Origin of the sequence: Citrobacter sp. wls615, assembly GCF_005281355.1 — a bacterium.
GTDB classification, from domain to species: domain Bacteria; phylum Pseudomonadota; class Gammaproteobacteria; order Enterobacterales; family Enterobacteriaceae; genus Citrobacter; species Citrobacter werkmanii.
Map to the genome: position 1 here is coordinate 54487 of NZ_SZXM01000057.1, position 25768 is coordinate 80254.

At 54.0% G+C, this 25768-nt stretch carries 21 protein-coding genes; all 21 read left to right on the forward strand.

Annotated elements, in window-relative coordinates:
* The first annotated feature begins 261 nt into the window (after positions 1 to 261).
* The 21 genes from ilvI (at position 262) to secA (ending at position 25761) form a co-directional block, all read left to right on the forward strand.
* Positions 262 to 1986, forward strand: coding sequence for an acetolactate synthase 3 large subunit (gene ilvI, locus FDX04_RS15180; RefSeq protein WP_137360246.1), 1725 nt, complete (start codon positions 262 to 264; stop codon positions 1984 to 1986).
* 2 nt (positions 1987 to 1988) lie between these two features.
* A complete protein-coding gene (ilvN, locus tag FDX04_RS15185) occupies positions 1989 to 2480 on the forward strand; it encodes an acetolactate synthase small subunit (protein ID WP_003829566.1) in 492 nt (163 codons plus the stop codon).
* Between the two features lie 265 nt (positions 2481 to 2745).
* The gene (gene cra, locus FDX04_RS15190) at positions 2746 to 3750 is read left to right on the forward strand and encodes a catabolite repressor/activator (RefSeq protein ID WP_032940373.1); all 1005 of its coding nucleotides are present in this window, start codon (positions 2746 to 2748) and stop codon (positions 3748 to 3750) included.
* Between the two features lie 613 nt (positions 3751 to 4363).
* Positions 4364 to 4822, forward strand: coding sequence for a division/cell wall cluster transcriptional repressor MraZ (gene mraZ, locus FDX04_RS15195; RefSeq protein WP_137360247.1), 459 nt, complete (start codon positions 4364 to 4366; stop codon positions 4820 to 4822).
* Between the two features lies 1 nt (position 4823).
* Positions 4824 to 5765, forward strand: a complete 942-nt coding sequence (rsmH, locus tag FDX04_RS15200; RefSeq protein ID WP_042312345.1) for a 16S rRNA (cytosine(1402)-N(4))-methyltransferase RsmH — start codon at positions 4824 to 4826, stop codon at positions 5763 to 5765.
* Positions 5762 to 6127: a cell division protein FtsL gene (gene ftsL, locus FDX04_RS15205; protein WP_006686695.1), complete on the forward strand. Its 366-nt coding sequence runs from the start codon at positions 5762 to 5764 to the stop codon at positions 6125 to 6127. The genes rsmH and ftsL overlap by 4 nt, the downstream gene beginning before the upstream one ends.
* 15 nt (positions 6128 to 6142) lie before the next feature.
* Positions 6143 to 7909, forward strand: coding sequence for a peptidoglycan glycosyltransferase FtsI (gene ftsI / locus FDX04_RS15210; protein WP_042312340.1), 1767 nt, complete (start codon positions 6143 to 6145; stop codon positions 7907 to 7909).
* Positions 7896 to 9383 carry a UDP-N-acetylmuramoyl-L-alanyl-D-glutamate--2,6-diaminopimelate ligase gene (gene murE, locus FDX04_RS15215; protein ID WP_038637205.1) on the forward strand — a complete coding sequence of 496 codons (1488 nt, stop codon included), beginning with the start codon at positions 7896 to 7898 and terminating at the stop codon, positions 9381 to 9383. Before ftsI ends, murE begins: the two co-directional genes overlap by 14 nt.
* Positions 9380 to 10738 carry a UDP-N-acetylmuramoyl-tripeptide--D-alanyl-D-alanine ligase gene (gene murF, locus FDX04_RS15220; protein WP_137371174.1) on the forward strand — a complete coding sequence of 453 codons (1359 nt, stop codon included), beginning with the start codon at positions 9380 to 9382 and terminating at the stop codon, positions 10736 to 10738. The genes murE and murF overlap by 4 nt, the downstream gene beginning before the upstream one ends.
* Positions 10732 to 11814: a phospho-N-acetylmuramoyl-pentapeptide-transferase gene (mraY, locus tag FDX04_RS15225; RefSeq protein WP_137360250.1), complete on the forward strand. Its 1083-nt coding sequence runs from the start codon at positions 10732 to 10734 to the stop codon at positions 11812 to 11814. Before murF ends, mraY begins: the two co-directional genes overlap by 7 nt.
* 2 nt (positions 11815 to 11816) lie before the next feature.
* Positions 11817 to 13133: a UDP-N-acetylmuramoyl-L-alanine--D-glutamate ligase gene (gene murD, locus FDX04_RS15230; RefSeq protein WP_137360251.1), complete on the forward strand. Its 1317-nt coding sequence runs from the start codon at positions 11817 to 11819 to the stop codon at positions 13131 to 13133.
* Positions 13133 to 14377 (forward strand): cell division protein FtsW, encoded by a 1245-nt coding sequence (gene ftsW / locus FDX04_RS15235; RefSeq protein ID WP_079225510.1) that lies wholly within the window; start codon positions 13133 to 13135, stop codon positions 14375 to 14377. Before murD ends, ftsW begins: the two co-directional genes overlap by 1 nt.
* A complete protein-coding gene (murG, locus tag FDX04_RS15240) occupies positions 14374 to 15441 on the forward strand; it encodes an undecaprenyldiphospho-muramoylpentapeptide beta-N-acetylglucosaminyltransferase (RefSeq protein WP_137371175.1) in 1068 nt (355 codons plus the stop codon). Before ftsW ends, murG begins: the two co-directional genes overlap by 4 nt.
* Positions 15442 to 15492: 51 nt before the next feature.
* Complete coding sequence (gene murC / locus FDX04_RS15245; RefSeq protein ID WP_042312325.1) at positions 15493 to 16968, forward strand: UDP-N-acetylmuramate--L-alanine ligase; 1476 nt, start codon at positions 15493 to 15495, stop codon at positions 16966 to 16968.
* Positions 16961 to 17881 (forward strand): D-alanine--D-alanine ligase, encoded by a 921-nt coding sequence (locus FDX04_RS15250; RefSeq protein ID WP_137360252.1) that lies wholly within the window; start codon positions 16961 to 16963, stop codon positions 17879 to 17881. Before murC ends, FDX04_RS15250 begins: the two co-directional genes overlap by 8 nt.
* Position 17882: 1 nt before the next feature.
* Entirely contained in the window at positions 17883 to 18716 is an 834-nt protein-coding gene (gene ftsQ / locus FDX04_RS15255) for a cell division protein FtsQ (RefSeq protein WP_003018758.1), read from the forward strand.
* Positions 18713 to 19975 (forward strand): cell division protein FtsA, encoded by a 1263-nt coding sequence (gene ftsA, locus FDX04_RS15260; protein ID WP_003018755.1) that lies wholly within the window; start codon positions 18713 to 18715, stop codon positions 19973 to 19975. Before ftsQ ends, ftsA begins: the two co-directional genes overlap by 4 nt.
* Before the next feature lie 62 nt (positions 19976 to 20037).
* Positions 20038 to 21189: a cell division protein FtsZ gene (gene ftsZ, locus FDX04_RS15265; protein WP_003018753.1), complete on the forward strand. Its 1152-nt coding sequence runs from the start codon at positions 20038 to 20040 to the stop codon at positions 21187 to 21189.
* A gap of 100 nt (positions 21190 to 21289) precedes the next feature.
* The gene (gene lpxC / locus FDX04_RS15270) at positions 21290 to 22207 is read left to right on the forward strand and encodes a UDP-3-O-acyl-N-acetylglucosamine deacetylase (RefSeq protein WP_006686706.1); all 918 of its coding nucleotides are present in this window, start codon (positions 21290 to 21292) and stop codon (positions 22205 to 22207) included.
* A gap of 281 nt (positions 22208 to 22488) precedes the next feature.
* Positions 22489 to 22995: a secA translation cis-regulator SecM gene (gene secM, locus FDX04_RS15275; RefSeq protein WP_042312321.1), complete on the forward strand. Its 507-nt coding sequence runs from the start codon at positions 22489 to 22491 to the stop codon at positions 22993 to 22995.
* Positions 22996 to 23055: 60 nt separating this feature from the next.
* On the forward strand, positions 23056 to 25761 hold the full coding sequence (gene secA, locus FDX04_RS15280; RefSeq protein WP_042312318.1) for a preprotein translocase subunit SecA: 2706 nt from the start codon (positions 23056 to 23058) through the stop codon (positions 25759 to 25761).
* Positions 25762 to 25768 lie beyond the last annotated feature (7 nt).

The window sequence follows — 25768 nt, forward strand, 5'->3', positions numbered from 1 at the left end:
ATGAAATTTTATGCTGAAATCCACTTTTCAGGTTTAGCCAAAAGTGTAAAAAAATAGAGTAATAGCTGTAAGTCCCCCTTTTTAAGCGATTATTTATCATATCATTTACTTATCCTGGTTTAATTCTCCATTAAATCGACGCTTTCCTCCGTTTTATTCTTATTTGCTCTGAGGCTACCCCTGCGGAGTCAATTGCCATGCGTCATCGTCAGCGGTTAATGTGTTGTTAAACCGTTTTTCATTATAAGAGTGAGGCAAGCCATGGAGATGTTGTCTGGAGCCGAGATGGTCGTCCGATCGCTCATCGATCAGGGTGTAAAGCAGGTATTCGGTTATCCCGGGGGGGCCGTCCTCGATATTTATGATGCGCTGCATACGGTCGGTGGTATTGATCATGTGCTGGTCCGCCATGAGCAGGCTGCGGTACACATGGCTGATGGCCTTGCGCGCGCTACGGGGGAGGTGGGCGTCGTATTAGTCACTTCAGGACCCGGCGCTACCAACGCGATTACCGGGATTGCAACGGCTTACATGGATTCCATTCCGTTGGTGATCCTCTCTGGGCAGGTCGCAACGTCGCTGATTGGCTATGATGCCTTCCAGGAGTGTGACATGGTGGGCATATCCCGCCCGGTGGTGAAGCACAGTTTCCTGGTCAAACAAACTGAAGACATCCCACAGGTGCTAAAAAAAGCCTTCTGGCTGGCGGCCAGCGGTCGTCCCGGGCCTGTGGTAGTGGACTTGCCGAAGGATATTCTGAATCCAGCTAAGAAACTGCCTTATAGCTGGCCTGAGTCGGTGAGCATGCGTTCGTATAATCCGACGACGACCGGACATAAAGGGCAGATAAAACGCGCTCTGCAGACGTTAGTCGCGGCTAAAAAACCGGTTGTGTACGTGGGTGGTGGCGCCGTTAATGCCGCCTGCCATGCGCAGTTAGGCCAGATCGCTGAAGCACTTAATCTGCCGGTTGTTTCCTCGCTGATGGGGTTAGGCTCGTTTCCGGCAACACATCGGCAGGCGCTTGGGATGCTGGGCATGCATGGAACTTACGAAGCAAACATGACCATGCATCATTCCGATGTGATCTTCGCCGTCGGCGTGCGCTTTGACGATCGAACGACCAATAACCTGGCAAAATATTGCCCAAATGCGACCGTGCTGCATATCGACATCGATCCGACCTCTATTTCGAAAACCGTCACTGCGGATATTCCGATTGTCGGCGATGCTCGTCTGGTACTCGATCAGATGCTCGAACTGCTGGAGCAGGAGAAATCTCAGCAGCCGCTGGATGATAACCGTGACTGGTGGCAACAGATTGAACACTGGCGCGCCCGTCAGTGCCTGAAATATGACACGCAAAGTGAAAGCATTAAGCCACAGGCGGTGATTGAAACCATCTGGCGTCTGACGAAAGGGGATGCGTATGTCACCTCTGACGTTGGTCAGCATCAGATGTTTGCCGCACTCTACTACCCATTCGATAAACCACGCCGTTGGATTAACTCAGGCGGCCTCGGCACCATGGGATTTGGATTACCTGCGGCGTTAGGCGTGAAAATGGCGCTGCCGGATGAAACGGTAGTGTGTGTTACCGGGGATGGCAGTATTCAGATGAACATCCAGGAACTGTCTACGGCGCTGCAATATGAGTTGCCGGTACTGGTGCTCAACCTGAACAACCGTTATCTCGGCATGGTCAAGCAGTGGCAGGACATGATCTACTCCGGACGTCACTCACAATCTTATATGCAGTCGCTGCCCGATTTTGTGCGCCTTGCCGAGGCTTATGGGCATGTTGGTATCCAGATTAACCATCCAGAAGAACTGGAAAGCAAACTGAGTGAAGCGCTGGAGCATGTGCGCAATCGTCGTCTGGTGTTTGTCGATGTCACCGTTGATGGCAGCGAGCATGTCTACCCGATGCAGATTCGTGGGGGCGGTATGGATGAAATGTGGTTAAGCAAAACGGAGAGGACCTGATTATGCGCCGGATATTATCGGTATTGCTGGAAAACGAGTCGGGTGCCTTGTCGCGTGTGATAGGCCTTTTCGCCCAGCGTGGATACAATATTGAAAGCCTGACCGTTGCACCCACTGACGATCCAACCTTATCGCGAATGACGATTCAGACGGTAGGGGATGAGAAAGTCCTGGAGCAGATCGAAAAGCAACTACACAAACTGGTGGATGTTCTGCGCGTTAGCGAACTGGGGCAGGGCGCCCATGTTGAACGCGAGATCATGTTGGTGAAAATCCAGGCCAGCGGCTATGGTCGGGAGGAGGTGAAACGCAACACGGAGATTTTCCGCGGGCAAATCATCGACGTCACGCCGTCCATCTACACCGTACAGTTGGCGGGCACCAGTGATAAGCTGGATGCGTTCCTGGCAACATTACGTGAAGTCGCCAAAATTGTAGAGGTAGCCCGTTCCGGCGTGGTGGGGCTTTCTCGCGGTGATAAAATCATGCGCTAATACTCGACTGTAGGCCTGACAAGCACAGCGTCATCAGGCATCCTCGTGGAGGTCATGCCGGATGGCGGTGTAAACGCTTTATCCGGCCTACAGGTAACGTACCCGTTTTCGCTGATGCTTCCTGTTGCGCTTTTTTTTTGCGAAATCAGCAGTAACCAGAGACAAAAGCGGTTGCCGCAGTCATTATTCTGCGCTTAGATGTTAAGAAACTTAACCCATGCCATCACAAAGGTTATGGTTTGTACATTTTACGCAAGGGGCAATTGTGAAACTGGATGAAATCGCTCGGTTGGCCGGCGTTTCGCGAACGACTGCAAGCTACGTTATTAATGGCAAAGCAAAGCAATATCGCGTAAGCGACAAAACGGTTGAAAAAGTCATGGCGGTGGTGCGTGAGCATAATTACCACCCGAATGCCGTGGCGGCCGGGCTGCGTGCTGGACGCACACGTTCTATCGGGCTGGTGATCCCGGATCTTGAAAACACAAGCTATACCCGGATCGCAAACTATCTGGAGCGCCAGGCGCGTCAGCGCGGGTATCAACTGTTGATTGCCTGCTCCGAAGATCAGCCAGATAACGAAATGCGCTGTATTGAGCATCTTTTACAGCGCCAGGTTGATGCCATCATTGTGTCGACTTCCTTGCCGCCAGAACATCCGTTCTATCAGCGCTGGGCAAACAGTTCATTCCCGATTGTGGCGCTGGACCGTGCGCTGGATCGCGAACATTTCACCAGCGTCGTGGGCGCGGACCAGGATGATGCGGAAATGCTGGCGCAGGAGTTACGTAAATTCCCTGCAGAAACCGTACTTTATCTGGGCGCGCTCCCTGAATTATCTGTCAGCTTCCTGCGTGAGCAGGGCTTCCGTACCGCGTGGAAAGATGATCCGCGTGAGGTGCATTTCCTCTACGCCAACAGCTATGAACGTGAAGCGGCAGCGCAGTTGTTTGATAAATGGCTGGAAACGCATCCAATGCCTCAGGCGCTGTTTACCACGTCGTTTGCTCTGTTGCAGGGGGTGATGGATGTGACCCTGCGTCGCGATGGGCAGTTGCCGTCTGATTTGGCGATAGCGACTTTTGGCGATCACGAACTGCTCGACTTCCTGCAGTGTCCGGTTCTCGCGGTGGCGCAACGCCATCGTGATGTAGCGGAACGCGTGCTGGAGATTGTGCTGGCAAGTCTGGATGAGCCGCGTAAACCCAAACCTGGGTTAACGCGTATACGGCGTAATCTGTACCGTCGCGGTATTCTGAGCCGTAACTAAGTTGCCTCATTTGATGACGTCAACGGCATAAGCCTCTGACGTCATCAAATATTCTATTCTCAGAAATAACCTCATTATAATTAAGAATATTCTTTAGAATTATCTGAAATTGATTCGTGAATTATGCCGAATTAAAAATGCAACTCGCCATTTTTGGGTTATTGAAGCGTAAAGATGCGTTACGGTTGTATTATTTTGTTACATGCTTGTAGGGATTTGCCGAATTAACAAACACTTTGCTGCCCTATGGCGACAACCTCACGCTGACCTCGCTCCTGCACGGCATACAGACTGATTAACTGGTACTGTTATCTCGCTGCATATTGTCCTAAAATGCCGCTCGCGTCGCAAACTGACACTTTATATTTTCTTTTGATGATATTCAGTTGTTTTAAACAATCATGAGTTGTTGGATTTTTTTCTTACAAATATTCATGACGTTAATTTGCTTCGTTTGCTGTACGGAATTTGTTCAACGCTGATATTAGCCGTAAACAATGTGTTTTTTGCTCCGCTTAGCGCCGTGACTTGCTTGACAAGGTTTTCCTCCGCTCCGTAAACTCCTTTAAGTGGGATTTTGTGGGATAAAGTGGTAATCGGGGGTGAGACTGGCATGTTCCGGGGAGCAACGTTAGTTAATCTCGACAGTAAAGGGCGCTTATCTGTGCCCACCCGTTATCGGGAGCAACTGCTCGAGAGCGCTACCGGTCAAATGGTTTGCACCATTGACATCCATCACCCGTGCCTGCTGCTGTACCCCCTGCCTGAATGGGAAATTATCGAGCAGAAGTTATCGCGTCTGTCGAGCATGAATCCAGTTGAGCGTCGCGTACAGCGCCTGTTGTTGGGGCATGCCAGCGAATGCCAGATGGATAGCGCTGGCCGATTATTGATAGCGCCCATTCTGCGGCAACATGCGGGGCTAACGAAAGAAGTGATGCTGGTTGGGCAGTTCAATAAGTTTGAGCTGTGGGATGAAACGACCTGGTATCAACAGGTCAAGGAAGATATCGACGCTGAGCAGTCTGTTACCGGCGCGCTGTCGGAACGATTGCAGGATTTGTCTCTATAAAATGATGGAAAATTATAAACATACAACGGTGTTGCTGGATGAGGCCGTCAACGGCCTGAATATTCGTCCAGACGGCATCTACATTGACGGGACATTTGGTCGCGGTGGTCATTCACGTCTGATCCTCTCCCAGCTTGGCGAAGAGGGACGTTTACTGGCTATCGATCGCGATCCGCAGGCTATTGCCGTTGCACAGACGATTACCGATCCCCGTTTCTCCATCGTCCATGGACCTTTCTCTGCGCTGGCTGACTATGTCGCCGAGCGTGGGCTTACCGGTAAGATCGACGGGATTCTTCTCGATCTTGGCGTGTCTTCACCGCAGCTTGATGACGCGGAGCGCGGTTTTTCGTTTATGCGTGATGGTCCGTTGGATATGCGTATGGATCCAACACGCGGTCAGTCCGCGGCCGAATGGCTGCAAACCGCCGATGAAGCGGATATTGCCTGGGTGATTAAAACCTTTGGCGAGGAGCGCTTTGGTAAACGCATTGCTCGCGCCATCGTAGAGCGCAATCGCATCGAACCGATGACCCGCACCAAGGAGCTGGCGGAAGTGATTGCGGCGGCAATGCCGGTGAAAGACAAATTCAAACATCCCGCGACCCGTACCTTCCAGGCGGTGCGCATCTGGGTGAACAGTGAACTGGAGGAGATAGAGCAGGCGCTAAAAAGCTCGCTCAGCGTGCTGGCACCAGGTGGTCGCCTTTCGATTATCAGTTTCCATTCGCTTGAAGACCGCATTGTGAAACGCTTTATGCGCGAACAAAGCCGTGGTCCTCAGGTTCCGGCTGGAATACCGATGACGGAAGCGCAGATCAAAAAGCTGGGCGGCCGTGAGTTAAGAGCACTAGGCAAGATGATGCCGGGTGAAGAAGAGGTAGCTGAAAATCCTCGTGCCCGTAGTTCAGTTCTGCGTATTGCAGAGAGGACGAACGCATGATCAGCAGAGTGACAGAAGCCCTCAGCAAAGTTAAAGGATCGATAGGAAGCAACGAGCGCCATGCCTTGCCTGGCGTGATCGGTGACGATCTTTTGCGGTATGGGAAGCTGCCACTCTGCCTGTTCATTTGCATTATTTTGACGGCGGTTACCGTCGTGACAACAGCTCACCATACGCGGTTACTGACCGCGCAGCGTGAGCAACTGGTTCTGGAGCGAGATGCGCTGGATATCGAATGGCGCAACTTGATCCTTGAGGAGAACGCGCTCGGCGACCATAGCCGTGTTGAACGGATCGCAACGGAAAAGCTGCAAATGCAGCATGTTGATCCCTCACAAGAAAATATCGTAGTACAAAAATAAGGATAAACGCGACGCATGAAAGCAGCGGCAAAAACGCACAAACCAAAACGCCAGGAAGAACAAGCCAACTTTGTCAGTTGGCGTTTTGCGTTACTGTGCGGCTGTATTTTGCTGGCATTGGGTTTCCTGCTGGGGCGCGTTGCCTGGCTGCAAATTATTGCGCCGGATATGCTGGTGCGTCAGGGTGACATGCGTTCCCTGCGCGTCCAGGAAGTCTCCACATCGCGCGGGATGATTACCGACCGTTCCGGTCGTCCGCTGGCGGTGAGCGTTCCGGTGAAAGCGATTTGGGCCGACCCGAAAGAGGTGCATGACGCAGGCGGCGTGAGCGTTGGTGAACGCTGGAGAGCGCTGTCGACTGCGCTGAATCTCCCGCTCGACCAGCTGGCTTCCCGCATTAACGCCAACCCGAAAGGACGCTTTATCTATCTGGCGCGTCAGGTTAACCCTGACATGGCCGACTACATCAAAAAACTCAAGCTGCCGGGTATTCACCTGCGTGAAGAATCCCGTCGTTACTATCCTTCCGGAGAAGTGACCGCTCACCTCATTGGCTTTACTAACGTTGACAGCCAGGGGATTGAAGGCGTTGAGAAGAGCTTCGATAAGTGGCTCACCGGACAGCCGGGCGAACGTATCGTGCGTAAAGACCGCTATGGCCGCGTAATTGAAGATATTTCCTCTACTGACAGCCAGGCGGCGCATAACCTCGCGCTGAGTATTGATGAGCGTTTACAGGCGCTGGTCTACCGTGAACTGAATAATGCTGTCGCGTTCAACAAAGCGGAATCCGGCAGCGCCGTGCTGGTGGATGTCAACACCGGTGAAGTGCTGGCGATGGCCAACAGCCCGTCCTACAACCCCAATAATCTCTCCGGTACGCAAAAAGATGTCATGCGTAACCGTACCATTACCGACGTGTTTGAACCGGGTTCTACCGTCAAACCAATGGTGGTAATGACGGCGCTGCAGCGTGGAGTGGTACGCGAAAATACCGTACTCAATACGATTCCTTACCGAATTAATGGCCACGAAATCAAAGACGTGGCGCGTTATAGCGAATTGACCCTTACCGGGGTTTTGCAGAAGTCGAGTAACGTCGGTGTTTCTAAGCTGGCGTTAGCGATGCCGTCCTCAGCGTTAGTAGATACTTACTCACGTTTTGGGCTGGGAAAAGCGACCAATTTGGGGTTGGTCGGAGAACGCAGTGGCTTATATCCTCAAAAACAACGGTGGTCTGACATAGAGAGGGCCACCTTCTCTTTCGGCTATGGGCTAATGGTAACCCCGTTACAGTTAGCGCGAGTCTACGCAACGATCGGCAGCTATGGCGTTTATCGCCCGCTGTCGATTACCAAAGTTGACCCTCCTGTACCGGGCGAACGTATTTTCCCGGAAGCGACCGTTCGTACCGTGGTGCACATGATGGAAAGCGTGGCGCTGCCCGGTGGCGGCGGCGTGAAGGCGGCGATTAAAGGCTATCGCATCGCTATCAAAACCGGTACGGCGAAAAAAGTAGGGCCGGATGGTCGCTACATCAACAAATACATTGCTTATACCGCAGGCGTTGCGCCTGCGAGTCAGCCGCGCTTCGCGCTGGTTGTTGTTATCAACGATCCGCAGGCGGGTAAATACTACGGTGGCGCCGTTTCCGCGCCGGTCTTCGGTGCCATCATGGGCGGCGTATTGCGCACCATGAACATCGAGCCGGATGCGCTGGCAACGAGCGATAAAAGTGAATTTGTGAATAATCAAGGCGAGGCAACAGGTGGCAGATCGTAATTTGCGCGACCTTCTTGCTCCATGGGTGCCGGGTGCACCGGAGCGAGCACTGCGGGAGATGACGCTCGACAGCCGTGTGGCTGCATCGGGCGATCTCTTTGTAGCAGTATTGGGTCATCAGGCGGACGGGCGTCGGTATATCCCGCAGGCGATAGCGCAAGGTGTGGCTGCCATTATTGCAGAAGCAAAAGATGAAGCGACTGACGGTGAAATCCGTGAAATGCACGGCGTTCCGGTTATCTATCTCAGCCAGCTTAACGAACGTTTATCTGCACTGGCGGGCCGTTTTTACCACGAGCCTTCTGAAAAAATGCGTCTGGTCGGCGTGACCGGGACCAACGGTAAAACTACTACGACCCAATTGCTGGCGCAGTGGAGCCAACTGCTGGGTGAAACCAGCGCGGTTATGGGAACCGTTGGCAATGGCCTGTTGGGCAAAGTGATCCCGACGGAAAATACCACCGGTTCAGCCGTTGATGTCCAGCATGTGCTGGCGGGGCTGGTTGCACAGGGCGCCACGGTTGGCGCGATGGAAGTTTCTTCCCACGGTCTGGTTCAGCATCGCGTCGCGGCGCTGAAGTTTGCCGCATCAGTGTTTACTAACTTAAGCCGTGACCATCTCGACTACCACGGTGACATGGAACATTACGAAGCCGCGAAATGGCTGCTGTACTCCACGCACCATTGCGGTCAGGCCATCGTCAATGCGGATGATGAGGTCGGTCGTCGCTGGCTGGCCAAACTTCCGGATGCGGTGGCCGTTTCGATGGAAGACCACATCAACCCGAACTGTCATGGTCGTTGGTTAAAAGCCGTTGAGGTGAAGTATCACGACAGCGGGGCAACGATTCGCTTTACCTCCTCATGGGGGGAAGGCGAAATTGAAAGCCGCCTGATGGGCGCGTTTAACGTCAGCAATCTGCTGCTGGCGCTGGCAACGCTGCTGGCGCTGGGGTATCCGTTAGCTGATTTACTAAAAACAGCGACACAATTGCAACCGGTTTGCGGGCGTATGGAAGTGTTCAGCGCGCCCGGTAAAACCACCGTGGTGGTTGATTATGCCCATACGCCGGATGCGCTGGAAAAAGCGCTGCAGGCGGCGCGTCTGCACTGTACCGGCAAACTGTGGTGCGTCTTTGGCTGCGGTGGCGATCGTGACAAAGGCAAACGTCCGCTGATGGGCGCGATTGCCGAACAATTTGCTGATGTGGTCGTGGTGACCGATGACAACCCGCGTACCGAAGAGCCGCGCGCCATCATCAACGACATTCTGGCGGGGATGCTGGATGCCGGACAGGCGAAGGTGATGGAAGGTCGCGCCGAAGCAGTGACTAACGCCATCATGCAGGCGAAAGAAAACGACGTGGTGCTGGTGGCCGGGAAAGGGCACGAAGACTACCAGATCGTTGGTTCACAGCGTCTCGACTATTCTGACCGCGTCACGGCAGCGCGTCTGCTGGGGGTGATCGCATGATTAGCGTAACGCTCAGCCAACTGGCGGAAATCCTCTGTGGCGAACTAAAAGGGGGCGACCTGACCCTCGATGCAGTGACAACCGATACGCGTCAAGTGACGCCGGGCTGCCTGTTTGTGGCGCTGAAAGGCGAACGCTTTGATGCCCACGATTTTGCCGACAAGGCGAAAGACGGGGGAGCAGGCGCGCTGTTAGTCAGCCGTCCACTCAATATTGATTTACCGCAGGTTATTGTAAAAGACACCCGTCTGGCGTTCGGCGAACTGGCAGCGTGGGTTCGCGCCCAGGTTCCGGCGCGCGTGGTCGCGCTGACCGGCTCATCCGGCAAAACGTCTGTTAAAGAGATGACGGCATCCATTCTGAGCAAGTGTGGCAACACCCTATACACCGCGGGCAATCTGAACAACGACATCGGTGTACCGATGACGTTGCTGCGCTTAAACAACGATTACGACTATGCCGTGATTGAGCTCGGCGCCAATCATCAGGGCGAAATCGCCTGGACCGTTGGCCTGACGCGTCCGGAAGCGGCGCTGGTGAACAATCTTGCTGCTGCGCATCTGGAGGGTTTCGGCTCTCTGGCGGGCGTTGCGAAGGCTAAAGGTGAGATTTTTGGCGGTCTGTCAGCGAATGGCATCGCCATCATGAACGCTGATAACAACGACTGGCTGAACTGGCAGAGCATCATTGGCGATCGCAAAGTCTGGCGCTTCTCCCCGAATGCGGCCAACAGCGATTTTTCGGCGGCTGACGTTCACGTGACCTCGCACGGTACGGAGTTTTCGCTGCGCACGCCAACCGGAAGCATTGATGTTCTGCTGCCGTTGCCGGGTCGTCACAACATAGCTAACGCCCTGGCGGCGGCTGCGCTCTCTATGGCGGTAGGCGCGACGCCTGAGGCGATCAAAGCGGGCCTGAAGGATCTGCAAGCGGTACCGGGGCGTCTGTTCCCGATTCAACTGGCAGAAAATCAGCTGCTGTTGGACGACTCCTACAACGCTAACGTTGGTTCGATGACCGCAGCGGTACAGGTGCTGTCCGAAATGCCGGGCTACCGCGTGCTGGTGGTGGGCGATATGGCAGAGCTTGGCGCGGAAAGCGAAGCATGTCACGTACAGGTAGGTGTTGCTGCGAAAACCGCGGGCATCGACCGTGTACTGAGTACAGGGAAACTGAGTCAGGCAATTAGCGGCGCCAGCGGCGTGGGCGAGCATTTTGCGGATAAAACCGCGCTGGTCGCGCATCTCAAGGCGCTGATTGCAGAACATCAGATCATGACGATTTTAGTGAAGGGTTCACGTAGTGCCGCCATGGAAGAGGTAGTACGCGCATTACAGGAGAATGGGACATGTTAGTTTGGCTGGCCGAACATTTGGTCAAATATTATTCCGGCTTTAACGTCTTTTCCTATCTGACGTTTCGCGCCATCGTCAGCCTGCTGACCGCGCTGTTCATCTCTTTGTGGATGGGCCCGCGCATGATCGCCCGCCTGCAAAAAATGTCCTTTGGACAGGTCGTACGTAACGACGGTCCGGAATCACACTTCAGTAAACGCGGTACGCCGACCATGGGCGGGATTATGATCCTCACCGCGATTGTTATCTCCGTGCTGCTGTGGGCATACCCGTCGAACCCGTACGTTTGGTGCGTGCTGGTGGTATTGGTCGGTTACGGCATCATCGGTTTTGTCGATGACTACCGCAAAGTGGTACGCAAAGACACCAAAGGCCTGATTGCGCGCTGGAAATATTTCTGGATGTCGGTGATTGCTCTGGGCGTAGCCTTTGCGCTGTATCTCGCGGGCAAAGATACCCCGGCGACGGAACTGGTCGTGCCGTTCTTCAAAGACGTGTTGCCGCAATTGGGACTGTTCTACGTCCTGCTGGCGTACTTTGTGATTGTGGGTACTGGTAACGCGGTCAACCTCACCGATGGTCTGGATGGTCTGGCGATTATGCCGACCGTGTTCGTGGCTGCGGGTTTTGCGCTGGTGGCATGGGCGACCGGTAACATGAACTTTGCCAACTATCTGCACATTCCGTATTTACGCCATGCCGGTGAACTGGTGATCGTCTGTACGGCGATTGTCGGTGCAGGGTTAGGCTTCCTGTGGTTTAACACCTATCCGGCGCAGGTCTTCATGGGAGACGTCGGATCGTTGGCGCTGGGCGGCGCGCTGGGCATTATTGCTGTGCTGCTGCGTCAGGAATTCCTGCTGGTGATCATGGGCGGCGTATTTGTCGTAGAAACCCTGTCGGTCATTCTGCAGGTTGGCTCCTTTAAGCTGCGCGGACAGCGCATCTTCCGTATGGCGCCGATCCACCATCACTATGAACTGAAAGGCTGGCCGGAACCGCGCGTGATTGTGCGCTTCTGGATTATTTCGCTGATGCTGGTGCTGATTGGCCTGGCAACGCTGAAGGTACGTTAATCATGGCTGATTACCAGGGTAAAAAAGTCGTCATTATCGGTCTGGGTTTGACCGGGCTGTCCTGCGTGGATTTCTTCCTGGCGCGTGGCGTAACGCCGCGCGTGATGGATACCCGCGCGACGCCGCCGGGCCTGGATAAATTACCGGAAGCGGTTGAGCGTCATGTTGGCAGTCTGAATGATGACTGGCTGCTGGACGCCGATCTTATCGTCGCCAGCCCTGGTATTGCCCTGGCGCACCCTTCGCTGAGCGCTGCCGCCGATGCGGGGATTGAAATTGTCGGTGACATCGAGCTGTTCTGTCGCGAAGCGCAGGCGCCGATCGTTGCGATCACCGGTTCTAACGGTAAAAGCACCGTTACGACGTTGGTTGGCGAAATGGCGAAAGCGGCCGGTGTGAACGTGGGGGTGGGAGGTAACATTGGCCTGCCCGCGCTGATGCTGCTGGATGATGAGCGTGAGCTGTATGTTCTGGAACTGTCGAGCTTCCAACTGGAAACAACCTCCAGCTTACAGGCCGTAGCCGCCACTATTTTGAACGTCACCGAAGATCATATGGACAGGTATCCGTTTGGCTTGCAGCAGTATCGTGCGGCCAAACTGCGCATTTATGAGAATGCGAAAGTCTGCGTGGTCAATGCGGATGATGCGCTGACCATGCCGGTTCGTGGTGCCGATGAGCGTTGCGTGAGCTTTGGCGTCAACATGGGGGATTATCATCTTAATCGTCAGCAGGGCGAAACCTGGCTGCGGGTGAAGGGTGAAAAAGTTCTCAACGTGAAAGAGATGACGCTTACCGGCCAGCATAACTATACCAACGCTCTGGCAGCGCTGGCGCTGGCTGATGCTGCGGGTCTGCCGCGGGCGTCAAGCCTGAAAGCGCTGACCACCTTTACCGGACTGGCGCATCGTTTCCAGTTGGTACTGAATCATAATGGTGTGCGTTGGATCAACGATTCAAAAGCGACCAATGTCGGCAGTACCGAAGCGGCGCTGAATGGCCTGCACGTTGACGGTACGCTGCACCTGTTGTTGGGCGGCGACGGGAAATCCGCTGACTTTATGCCGCTGCAACGTTATCTGAACGGCGACAACATTCGTCTGTACTGCTTTGGCCGCGATGGCGCGCAGCTTGCCGCGCTGCGACCTGAGGTTGCGGAACAAACTGAAACCATGGAGCAGGCAATGCGTCTGCTCGCGCCGCGCGTGAAGCCCGGTGATATGGTGCTGCTGTCGCCCGCCTGTGCCAGCCTCGATCAGTTCAAGAATTTTGAGCAACGCGGTGACGTCTTTACGCGCCTGGCGAAGGAGTTGGGTTGATGCGTTTATCTCTCCCTCGTCTGAGAATGCCGCGCTTACCGGGACTGGGTGTCCTGGCGTGGATCTTTGCGGCACTTAAAGGCTGGGTGATGGCTTCGCGCGATAAAGACGCGGACAGCCTGATCATGTATGACCGCATGCTGCTGTGGCTGACCTTTGGTCTGGCGGCAATTGGTTTCATCATGGTGACATCGGCATCGATGCCGGTAGGACAACGTCTGGCGGGCGACCCCTTCCTGTTTGCCAAACGTGACGCGCTGTACATCTTCCTGGCGTTCTGTTTGGCGATGGTCACTCTGCGTTTGCCGATGGAGTTCTGGCAGAAGTACAGCACCACGATGCTCATCGCCTCGATCATCATGCTGCTGATCGTACTGGTGGTGGGGAGCTCCGTTAACGGGGCATCGCGCTGGATTGCTCTGGGGCCGCTGCGTATTCAGCCTGCGGAATTTACCAAGCTGTCGCTGTTCTGTTATCTCGCCAACTACCTGGTACGCAAGGTGGATGAAGTGCGAAACAACCTGCGCGGCTTCCTGAAACCGATGGGCGTGATCCTGGTACTGGCCGTGCTGCTGCTGGCGCAGCCTGACCTCGGTACGGTGGTGGTGCTGTTTGTCACCACGCTGGCGATGCTGTTTCTTGCCGGCGCTAAATTATGGCAGTTCATTGCGATTATCGGCATGGGGATATCGGCGGTCGTGCTGCTGATCCTTGCCGAACCGTATCGTATTCGCCGCGTAACTTCTTTCTGGAATCCATGGGAAGATCCGTTCGGCAGCGGATACCAGCTGACGCAATCGCTAATGGCTTTTGGCCGCGGTGAGGTTTGGGGGCAGGGGTTAGGCAACTCAGTCCAAAAGCTGGAGTATTTGCCGGAAGCTCACACCGACTTCATCTTCGCCATCATTGGGGAAGAGCTGGGTTATATCGGTGTGGTATTGGCACTTTTAATGGTATTCTTCGTCGCTTTTCGCGCGATGTCGATTGGCCGTAAAGCGCTGGAAATTGACCACCGTTTTTCAGGCTTTTTAGCCTGCTCCATCGGGATCTGGTTTAGCTTCCAGGCGCTGGTAAACGTCGGCGCGGCGGCAGGTATGCTGCCAACCAAAGGTCTGACGCTGCCGTTAATCAGCTATGGTGGTTCCAGTTTGTTGATAATGTCGACGGCCATCATGTTTTTGTTACGTATAGATTATGAAACGCGTCTGGAAAAAGCCCAGGCGTTTACACGAGGTGCACGATGAGTGGTCAACCGAAGCGGTTAATGGTGATGGCAGGCGGTACCGGCGGGCATGTGTTCCCGGGGCTGGCGGTCGCGCACCATTTAACGGCCCAGGGCTGGCAGGTTCGTTGGCTGGGCACCGCCGATCGTATGGAAGCGGACTTAGTGCCGAAGCATGGCATTGAAATTGACTTTATTCGCATCTCCGGTCTGCGTGGCAAAGGCGTTAACGCACTACTTGCCGCACCCGTGCGTATTTTTAACGCCTGGCGTCAGGCGCGCGCCATCATGAAGCAATTCAAGCCTGATGTGGTGCTCGGTATGGGCGGCTACGTGTCAGGTCCTGGCGGTTTAGCTGCATGGTCATTAGGTATTCCGGTCGTACTGCATGAACAGAACGGCATTGCGGGATTAACCAATAAATGGCTGGCAAAGATTGCAACGAAGGTTATGCAGGCTTTCCCTGGCGCTTTCCCGAATGCGGACGTGGTCGGGAACCCAGTACGCACGGACGTGCTGGCGTTGCCATTACCCGAAGCGCGTCTGGCTGGACGTGAAGGCCCGGTTCGTGTGCTGGTGGTTGGTGGTTCTCAGGGCGCACGCGTCCTCAACCAGACGATGCCGCAGGTTGCCGCAAAGCTTGGCGAGGCGGTGACTATCTGGCACCAGAGCGGTAAGGGCGCGCAGCAGACCGTTGAACACGCTTATGCCGAGGCGGGACAACCGCAGCATAAGGTCACTGAGTTTATTGATGATATGGCCGCCGCTTATGCGTGGGCGGATGTTGTCGTGTGCCGTTCCGGCGCGCTGACGGTGAGTGAGATTGCCGCCGCAGGCTTGCCTGCGCTGTTTGTGCCGTTCCAGCACAAAGACAGACAGCAGTACTGGAATGCGTTGCCGCTGGAAAAAGCGGGCGCCGCCAAAATTTTAGAGCAACCACAGTTTACTGTGGATGCCGTCGCCAGCACCCTTGCCGGGTGGTCGCGAGAAACTTTATTAACCATGGCAGAACGTGCGCGCGCCGCATCCATACCGGATGCCACCGAACGCGTTGCAAATGAAGTGAGCCGGGCTGCCCGGGCGTAATTGTGGTGATGCCTTTTGCATCGCATGAACTAAGAAGTTAATGGCTAAAGAATGAATACACAACAACTGGCAAAACTGCGTTCCATCGTGCCCGAAATGCGTCGCGTTCGGCACATTCACTTTGTCGGCATCGGTGGTGCTGGTATGGGCGGTATTGCCGAAGTTTTGGCCAATGAAGGTTATCAGATCAGCGGTTCTGACTTAGCGCCAAATCCGGTGACGCAGCAGTTGACGAATCTCGGCGCCACGATTTTCTTCAACCATCGCCCTGAAAACGTGCGCGATGCGAGCGTGGTGGTGGTCTCCAGCGCTATTTCTGCGGATAACCCGGAAATTGTTGCGGCGCATGAAGCGCGTATTCCAGTGATCCGCCGTGCTGAGATGCTGGCGGAGTTAATGCGTTTTCGTCACGGCATCGCCATTGCCGGGACGCACGGTAAAACCACGACCACAGCGATGGTCTCCAGTATTTACGCGGAAGCGGGGCTGGATCCGACTTTTGTTAACGGTGGTCTGGTGAAGGCTGCTGGCGTCCATGCGCGCCTGGGTCATAGCCGTTATTTGATTGCCGAAGCGGACGAGAGCGACGCGTCGTTCCTGCATTTGCAGCCGATGGTGGCGATTGTCACCAATATCGAAGCCGACCATATGGATACCTACCATGGCGACTTCGAAAATTTAAAGCAGACGTTTATTAATTTCCTGCATAACTTGCCGTTTTATGGTCGTGCGGTGATGTGCGTTGACGATCCGGTGATCCGCGAACTGTTACCGCGAGTTGGCCGTCAAACCACAACCTATGGTTTCAGTGATGATGCCGATGTGCGCGTTGAGGATTACCAGCAGATCGGCCCGCAGGGGCACTTCACGCTGGTGCGTCAGGGGATGGCCGATCTACGCGTGACGTTAAACGCGCCGGGCCGCCACAATGCGCTGAACGCCGCGGCTGCGGTGGCTGTCGCAACGGAAGAAGGTATTGAAGACGACGCGATCCTGCGCGCGCTGGAAAGTTTCCAGGGTACCGGACGTCGTTTTGACTTCCTCGGCGAATTCCCACTTGAGCCGGTTAACGGTAAAGCCGGGACCGCGATGCTGGTTGATGATTACGGCCATCACCCAACGGAAGTGGACGCCACAATTAAAGCTGCACGCGCAGGCTGGCCGGACAAAAATCTGGTGATGCTGTTCCAGCCGCATCGGTATACGCGCACTCGCGATTTGTATGACGACTTTGCCAACGTGCTGACTCAGGTTGATACGCTGTTGATGCTGGATGTATACGCCGCGGGCGAAGCCGCCATTCCGGGCGCTGACAGCCGCTCGCTGTGCCGTACTATTCGTGGTCGCGGTAAGATCGATCCTATTCTGGTATCCGATCCGGCCCTGGTGGCAGAAATGTTGGCACCGGTATTAACCGGCAACGATCTGATTTTGGTGCAAGGCGCTGGAAATATCGGCAAAATTGCGCGTTCCTTAGCTGAAATCAAACTGAAGCCGCAAAATCCGGAGGAAGAACAACATGGCTGATAAAATCGCGGTCCTGTCAGGAGGTACCTCCGCAGAGCGAGAAGTGTCGCTGAATTCCGGCGCGGCCGTACTGGCAGGGTTACGCGAAGGTGGTGTCGATGCCCATCCGGTTGACCCGAAAGAGGTTGATGTCACTCTTCTGAAATCAATGGGTTTTCAGAAGGTGTTTATTGCGCTGCATGGACGTGGTGGTGAAGATGGTACGCTGCAGGGCATGCTGGAGCAGATCGGTCTGCCGTATACCGGCAGCGGCGTCATGGCTTCCGCGATCTCAATGGACAAACTGCGCAGCAAGCTGCTGTGGCAGGGCGCAGGTTTACCCGTCGCGCCATGGGTTGCGTTGACCTGCGCTGAGTTCGAAAAAGGTCTTAGCAATGAGATAGTTGCAAAAATCTCTGCGTTAGGTTTGCCGCTGATTGTGAAGCCAAGCCGTGAAGGCTCCAGCGTAGGGATGTCAAAAGTTGAAGAAGAAAATGCTTTGCAGGGTGCATTAGCATTGGCTTTTCAGCATGATGAAGAAGTACTGATTGAAAAATGGCTCAGTGGCCCGGAATTTACCGTTGCGATACTCGGCGAAGAAATTTTACCGTCAATACGTATCCAACCCGCGGGAACCTTCTATGATTATGAGGCGAAGTATCTCTCTGATGAGACACAATATTTCTGCCCTGCAGGTCTGGAAGTCGAGCAAGAGGCCAGATTACAGGATTTAGTCCTGAAAGCGTGGACCGCCCTGGGCTGTAAAGGTTGGGGGCGCATTGACGTCATGCTGGACAGCGATGGCCAGTTTTATCTGCTGGAAGCCAATACCTCTCCGGGTATGACCAGCCACAGCCTGGTGCCGATGGCGGCGCGTCAGGCGGGTCTGAGCTTCTCGCAGTTGGTGGTAAGAATTCTGGAGTTGGCGGACTGATATGTCGCAGGCTGCGCTGAACACGCGAAACGGTGATGAAGAAGAAGTAAACTCCTCACGCCGCAATAATGGAACGCGTCTTGCAGGAATACTGTTCCTGCTGACAGTGCTGTGCACCGTGTTTGTCAGCGGCTGGGTAGTGTTGGGATGGATGGAAGATGCGCAGCGTTTGCCGTTGTCAAAACTGGTGTTAACCGGCGAACGGCATTACACGCGCAATGATGATATCCGTCAGTCCATTCTGGCGCTGGGCGCGCCGGGAACCTTTATGACGCAGGATGTAAACATCATCCAGAGTCAGATTGAACGCCTCCCGTGGATTAAACAGGCGAGCGTCAGAAAGCAATGGCCTGATGAATTGAAGATTCATCTGGTTGAATATGTGCCAATTGCGCGTTGGAATGACCAGCACATGGTGGATGCCGAAGGCAATACGTTCAGCGTCCCAACCGGTCGGGCCAATAAGCAGGTATTACCTATGTTGTACGGACCGGAAGGCAGCGCAAGTGAAGTGCTGCAAGGGTTCCGCGATATGGGGCAGGTGCTGGCTAAGGATAGATTCACCCTGAAGGAAGCGGCGATGACCGCGCGTCGTTCCTGGCAGTTGACGCTGAATAACGATATTAAGCTCAATCTGGGCAGGGGCGATACGATAAAACGTTTGGCTCGCTTTGTGGAACTCTACCCGGTTTTACAGCAGCAGGCGCAAACCGATGGCAAACGGATTAGCTACGTTGATTTGCGTTATGACTCAGGAGCGGCAGTAGGCTGGGTTCCCTTGCCTCCTGAGGAATCTAATCAGCAACAGAATCAGGCACAGGCAGAACAACAATGATCAAGGCGACGGACAGAAAACTGGTAGTTGGACTGGAGATTGGCACCGCGAAGGTAGCCGCTTTAGTAGGGGAAGTTCTGCCCGACGGTATGGTCAATATCATTGGCGTGGGCAGTTGCCCATCGCGAGGTATGGATAAAGGCGGGGTGAATGACCTTGAGTCAGTGGTGAAATGCGTACAGCGCGCCATTGACCAGGCTGAGCTGATGGCAGATTGCCAGATATCCTCGGTATATCTGGCGCTTTCCGGCAAACATATTAGCTGTCAGAATGAAATTGGTATGGTGCCCATTTCCGAAGAGGAAGTGACACAGGAAGATGTGGAAAACGTCGTACATACGGCAAAATCCGTACGCGTGCGCGATGAACATCGTGTTCTGCACGTTATTCCGCAGGAATACGCCATTGACTACCAGGAAGGTATTAAAAATCCGGTCGGTCTTTCCGGCGTACGCATGCAGGCAAAAGTGCATCTTATTACCTGCCATAACGACATGGCGAAGAATATTGTCAAAGCCGTTGAACGTTGTGGTCTGAAAGTTGACCAACTGATTTTCGCCGGACTGGCAGCCAGTTATTCCGTGTTGACGGAAGATGAACGTGAACTGGGTGTCTGCGTGGTAGATATTGGTGGTGGTACAATGGACATCGCCGTTTATACTGGCGGGGCGTTGCGCCATACCAAAGTGATCCCTTATGCAGGGAATGTGGTGACCAGCGATATCGCGTATGCCTTCGGTACGCCGCCGAGCGATGCCGAAGCCATCAAAGTTCGTCATGGCTGCGCGCTGGGCTCCATCGTCGGTAAAGACGAGAGCGTTGAGGTGCCAAGTGTGGGCGGCCGTCCGCCACGTAGCCTGCAACGTCAGACTTTGGCAGAGGTCATTGAGCCGCGTTATACCGAGCTGCTCAACCTGGTCAACGAAGAAATTTTGCAATTACAAGAACAGCTTCGCCAGCAGGGTGTGAAACATCATCTGGCGGCGGGGATTGTGTTAACCGGTGGCGCAGCGCAAATTGAAGGTCTTGCGGCCTGCGCACAGCGCGTGTTCCATACGCAAGTCCGTATTGGCGCACCGCTGAATATTACCGGTCTGACGGATTATGCCCAGGAGCCGTACTATTCCACGGCGGTGGGGCTGCTTCACTACGGGAAAGAATCCCATTTAAGTGGTGAGGCTGAAGTTGAAAAACGCGTAACGGCGTCAGTTGGCTCGTGGATTAAACGACTCAATAGCTGGCTGCGAAAAGAGTTTTAATTTTTAAAGAGACCGACGCACATTAAAGGTCTCAGGCGACAGGCACAACGGAGAGAGAAACTATGTTTGAACCTATGGAACTAACCAATGACGCGGTGATTAAAGTCATCGGCGTCGGCGGCGGCGGCGGTAATGCCGTTGAACACATGGTGCGCGAGCGCATCGAAGGTGTTGAATTCTTCGCGGTGAATACCGACGCTCAGGCGTTGCGTAAAACGGCGGTTGGACAGACCATTCAGATTGGTAGCGGCATCACCAAAGGTCTGGGCGCGGGTGCAAACCCGGAAGTCGGTCGTAATGCGGCAGACGAAGATCGTGAAGCTCTGCGTGCAGCGCTTGACGGCGCAGACATGGTGTTTATTGCAGCAGGTATGGGCGGCGGTACCGGAACCGGTGCAGCGCCAGTGGTTGCTGAAGTAGCAAAAGATTTAGGTATCCTGACTGTTGCTGTCGTGACTAAGCCTTTCAACTTTGAAGGCAAGAAGCGTATGGCATTCGCTGAGCAGGGTATCACCGAGCTGTCCAAACACGTGGACTCTCTGATCACTATCCCGAACGACAAACTGCTGAAAGTGCTGGGCCGTGGTATCTCCCTGCTGGATGCGTTTGGCGCAGCGAACGATGTGCTGAAAGGCGCAGTCCAGGGTATCGCTGAACTGATTACGCGTCCGGGCCTGATGAACGTCGACTTTGCAGACGTGCGCACCGTGATGTCCGAAATGGGCTACGCGATGATGGGCTCCGGCGTGGCAAGCGGTGAAGACCGTGCGGAAGAAGCGGCTGAAATGGCAATCTCTTCCCCGCTGCTGGAAGATATCGATCTGTCCGGCGCGCGCGGCGTGTTGGTCAACATTACTGCGGGCTTCGACCTGCGTCTGGATGAGTTCGAAACCGTCGGTAACACCATCCGTGCCTTTGCATCGGATAACGCGACCGTGGTTATCGGTACCTCTCTGGACCCGGATATGAACGACGAACTGCGCGTGACCGTTGTTGCCACTGGAATTGGTATGGACAAGCGTCCTGAAATCACTCTGGTAACCAACAAGCAGGTTCAGCAACCGGTAATGGATCGTTACCAGCAACACGGTATGGCGCCGTTGACGCAAGAGCAAAAACCGGTTGCGAAAGTGGTGAACGACAATACGCCGCAAACCACTAAAGAGCCGGATTATCTGGATATCCCTGCGTTCCTGCGTAAGCAAGCTGATTAAGAATTAGCTGGAATTTGGGAATTGTGGCTCTTTGTGCTAAACTGGCCCACCGAATGTATAGTACACTTCGGTTGGATAGGTAATTTGGCGAGATTATACGATGATCAAACAAAGGACTCTTAAACGTATCGTTCAGGCGACTGGCGTCGGTTTGCATACCGGCAAAAAAGTCACCCTGACATTACGCCCTGCGCCGGCCAACACCGGGGTCATCTATCGTCGCACCGACTTGAATCCTCCGGTAGATTTCCCGGCCGATGCCAAATCTGTGCGTGATACCATGCTCTGTACGTGTCTGGTCAATGAGCATGATGTACGGATTTCAACCGTTGAGCACCTTAACGCTGCTCTGGCGGGCTTAGGTATCGATAACATCGTTATTGAAGTTAACGCCCCGGAAATCCCGATCATGGATGGCAGTGCCGCTCCGTTCGTTTATCTGCTGCTTGATGCGGGTATTGAAGAACTGAGCAGCGCCAAAAAATTTGTTCGCATCAAAGAGACCGTTCGTGTCGAAGATGGCGATAAGTGGGCTGAGTTTAAGCCGTATAATGGTTTCACGTTGGATTTCACCATCGACTTTAACCATCCGGCAATCGACTCCAGCACGCAGCGCTACGCGATGAACTTCTCTGCGGATGCGTTCATGCGCCAGATCAGCCGCGCGCGTACTTTCGGCTTCATGCGTGATATCGAATATCTGCAGTCCCGCGGCCTGTGCCTGGGCGGCAGCTTCGATTGTGCCATCGTTGTTGACGATTATCGCGTATTGAACGAAGACGGCCTGCGTTTTGAAGACGAATTCGTTCGTCACAAAATGCTCGACGCAATTGGTGACTTGTTCATGTGTGGTCACAACATTATTGGTGCATTCACCGCGTATAAATCCGGTCATGCATTGAATAACAAACTGTTGCAGGCGGTCCTGGCGAAACAGGAAGCCTGGGAATATGTGACCTTCCAGGACGATGCAGAACTGCCGTTGGCGTTCAAAGCACCTTCGACCGTACTGGCATAACGATATACGTTGTCGCATAAATTCGACTGGTTAATCTGGCACTCTCTCCGGCCAGGTGAACCAGTCGTTTTTTATTTTCCGATTGCAAACCACCTTCCCTGAAGCGACTTTCTCCCCACCGGCCGAGTAAAATAGCGTTCGATCGCTGCTTTCTTAAGCATATTTACCCGCGACTTGCGTCATTACTGCTGTGGTGCGAACGCATTAATGGTAATATTTGTGCGCAAAAAATGGTTTTGCATATGTAACCCCAAACGCAGGGTATATCAGGTGGCAATAACGTGAGTGGAATACTGACGCGCTGGCGACAGTTAGGCAGACGGTACTTCTGGCCGCATCTCCTGTTGGGGATGGTCGCGGCTAGTTTTGGCCTGCCCGCGCTCGGTAATGCTGCTGAACCTAATACCCCCGCGAAGGCGACCGCCAGCAATCACGATCAAGGCGCTAAAGTTAACTTTAACCAGCTTGCTTTGCTGGAAGCGACCAATCGCCGCCCGAATTTTACCGTCGACTACTGGCATCAGCATGCTATTCGTACGGTTATTCGCCATCTTTCTTTTGCTATGGCTCCTCAGGCGCTGCCCGTTGCCGAAGAGCCGTTGCCAATCCAGGCGCACCATCTTGCGTTATTGAATACGCTCAGCGCGATGCTGACGCAAGAAGGCACTCCGCCCGCGACAGTAAGTCGCGTGACATACGCACACTTTACCTCTCAGGCCGCGTTTAGCGTTCCGGTCTGGATCAGCCAGCTGCAGGGTATCCGCGCTGGCCCTCAACGCCTCAGCTAAAAAAGAACCTTCCAACTTATAATTTTTGACTCCGCACTGCGGGGCGTTTGAGATTTTATTATGCTAATCAAATTATTAACAAAAGTATTCGGTAGCCGTAACGAACGTACGCTGCGTCGTATGCGTAAAGTGGTCAATGTCATCAACGCAATGGAACCGGAGATGGAAAAACTCTCCGATGATGAGCTGAAAGCGAAGACCGCTGAATTCCGTGCCCGTCTGGAAAAAGGCGCCAGCGTTGAGAGCCTGATCCCGGAAGCGTTCGCGGTGGTCCGCGAAGCGAGTAAGCGTGTGTTCGGCATGCGCCACTTCGATGTTCAGCTGCTGGGCGGTATGGTCCTGAACGACCGCTGCATCGCGGAAATGCGTACCGGTGAAGGTAAAACCCTGACCGCAACGCTGCCGGCGTACCTGAACGCGTTAAGTGGCAAAGGCGTACACGTGGTTACCGTGAACGACTACCTGGCTCAGCGTGACGCTGAAAATAACCGCCCACTGTTTGAATTCCTCGGCATGACCGTGGGTATCAACATGTCTGGCCTGCCAGCACCAGCCAAGCGTGAAGCCTACAACGCTGATATTACTTACGGTACCAACAACGAATACGGCTTTGACTACCTGCGTGACAACATGGCGTTTAGCCCGGAAGAGCGCGTTCAGCGTAAACTGCACTATGCATTGGTCGATGAAGTCGACTCCATCTTGATCGATGAAGCGCGTACGCCGCTGATCATTTCCGGTCCGGCTGAAGACAGCTCGGAAATGTATAAAAAAGTGAACAAAATCATTCCGCACCTGATCCGTCAGGAGAAGGAAGATTCCGACACTTTCCAGGGCGAAGGTCACTTCTCCGTAGATGAGAAGGCACGCCAGGTTAACCTGACCGAACGTGGTCTGGTGCTGATTGAAGAACTGCTGGTGAACGAAGGCATTATGGATGAGGGCGAGTCGCTGTACTCTCCGGGCAACATTATGCTGATGCACCACGTGACTGCCGCACTGCGCGCGCACGTGCTGTTTACCCGTGACGTCGACTACATCGTGAAAGATGGCGAAGTTATCATCGTCGACGAACACACTGGTCGTACGATGCAGGGGCGTCGCTGGTCCGATGGCCTGCACCAGGCTGTTGAAGCGAAAGAAGGGGTGGAGATCCAGAACGAAAACCAGACGCTGGCATCCATTACCTTCCAGAACTACTTCCGTTTGTACGAAAAACTGGCCGGTATGACCGGTACTGCAGACACTGAAGCGTTTGAATTCAGCTCCATCTACAAACTGGATACCGTGGTCGTTCCGACCAACCGTCCGATGATCCGTAAGGATTTACCGGATCTGGTGTACATGACCGAAGCGGAAAAAATTCAGGCGATTATTGAAGATATTAAAGAGCGTACCGCAAATGGCCAGCCGGTGCTGGTGGGTACTATCTCCATTGAAAAATCGGAAGTGGTCTCTAACGAGCTGACCAAAGCGGGTATCAAGCACAACGTACTGAACGCCAAGTTCCACGCCAGCGAAGCGGATATCGTTGCTCAGGCGGGTTATCCGTCAGCCGTAACTATTGCGACAAACATGGCGGGTCGTGGTACCGATATCGTGTTGGGTGGTAGCTGGCAGGCGGAAGTTGCCGAGCTGGAAGACCCAACTCCGGAACAGATTGCCCAGATCAAAGCTGACTGGCAGGTTCGTCATGACGCGGTGTTAGCGGCCGGTGGTTTACATATTATCGGTACTGAGCGCCATGAATCTCGTCGTATCGATAACCAGCTGCGCGGCCGTTCCGGTCGTCAGGGGGATGCGGGTTCGTCTCGTTTCTACCTGTCGATGGAAGATGCGCTGATGCGTATTTTTGCCTCTGACCGCGTGTCCGGCATGATGCGTAAACTGGGTATGAAGCCGGGTGAAGCGATTGAACACCCGTGGGTGACGAAAGCGATTGCAAACGCGCAGCGTAAAGTGGAAAGCCGCAACTTCGATATTCGTAAGCAACTGCTGGAATATGATGACGTTGCAAACGACCAGCGACGTGCAATCTACACCCAGCGTAACGAACTGCTGGACGTCTCTGACGTTAGCGAAACCATTAACAGCATCCGCGAAGACGTCTTCAAAGCGACGATTGATGCCTATATTCCGCCGCAGTCTCTGGAAGAAATGTGGGATATTCCTGGTCTGCAGGAGCGCCTGAAAAACGACTTCGATCTGGATATGCCGATTTCAGAGTGGCTGGATAAAGAACCTGAGCTGCACGAAGAAACGCTGCGTGAACGTATTCTGGCAAACGCGGTGGAAGTTTATCAGCGCAAAGAAGAAGTTGTGGGCGCAGAGATGATGCGTCACTTCGAAAAAGGCGTGATGCTGCAAACGCTCGACTCGCTGTGGAAAGAGCACCTTGCGGCAATGGATTACCTGCGTCAGGGTATCCATCTGCGTGGTTATGCGCAAAAAGATCCGAAGCAGGAATATAAGCGCGAATCCTTCTCTATGTTTGCATCAATGCTGGAATCACTGAAGTATGAAGTGATCAGTACCCTGAGCAAAGTTCAGGTACGTATGCCAGAAGAAGTAGAAGCGATGGAGCAGCAGCGTCGTGAAGAAGCTGAGCGTTTAGCGCAGATGCAGCAGTTGAGCCATAAAGGTGACGATTCCGCCGCAGCAGAAGAGCTGGCAGCACAAACCGGCGATCGTAAAGTGGGTCGTAACGATCCGTGCCCTTGCGGTTCCGGCAAGAAATACAAACAGTGTCATGGCCGTCTGAGCTAAGAAAATA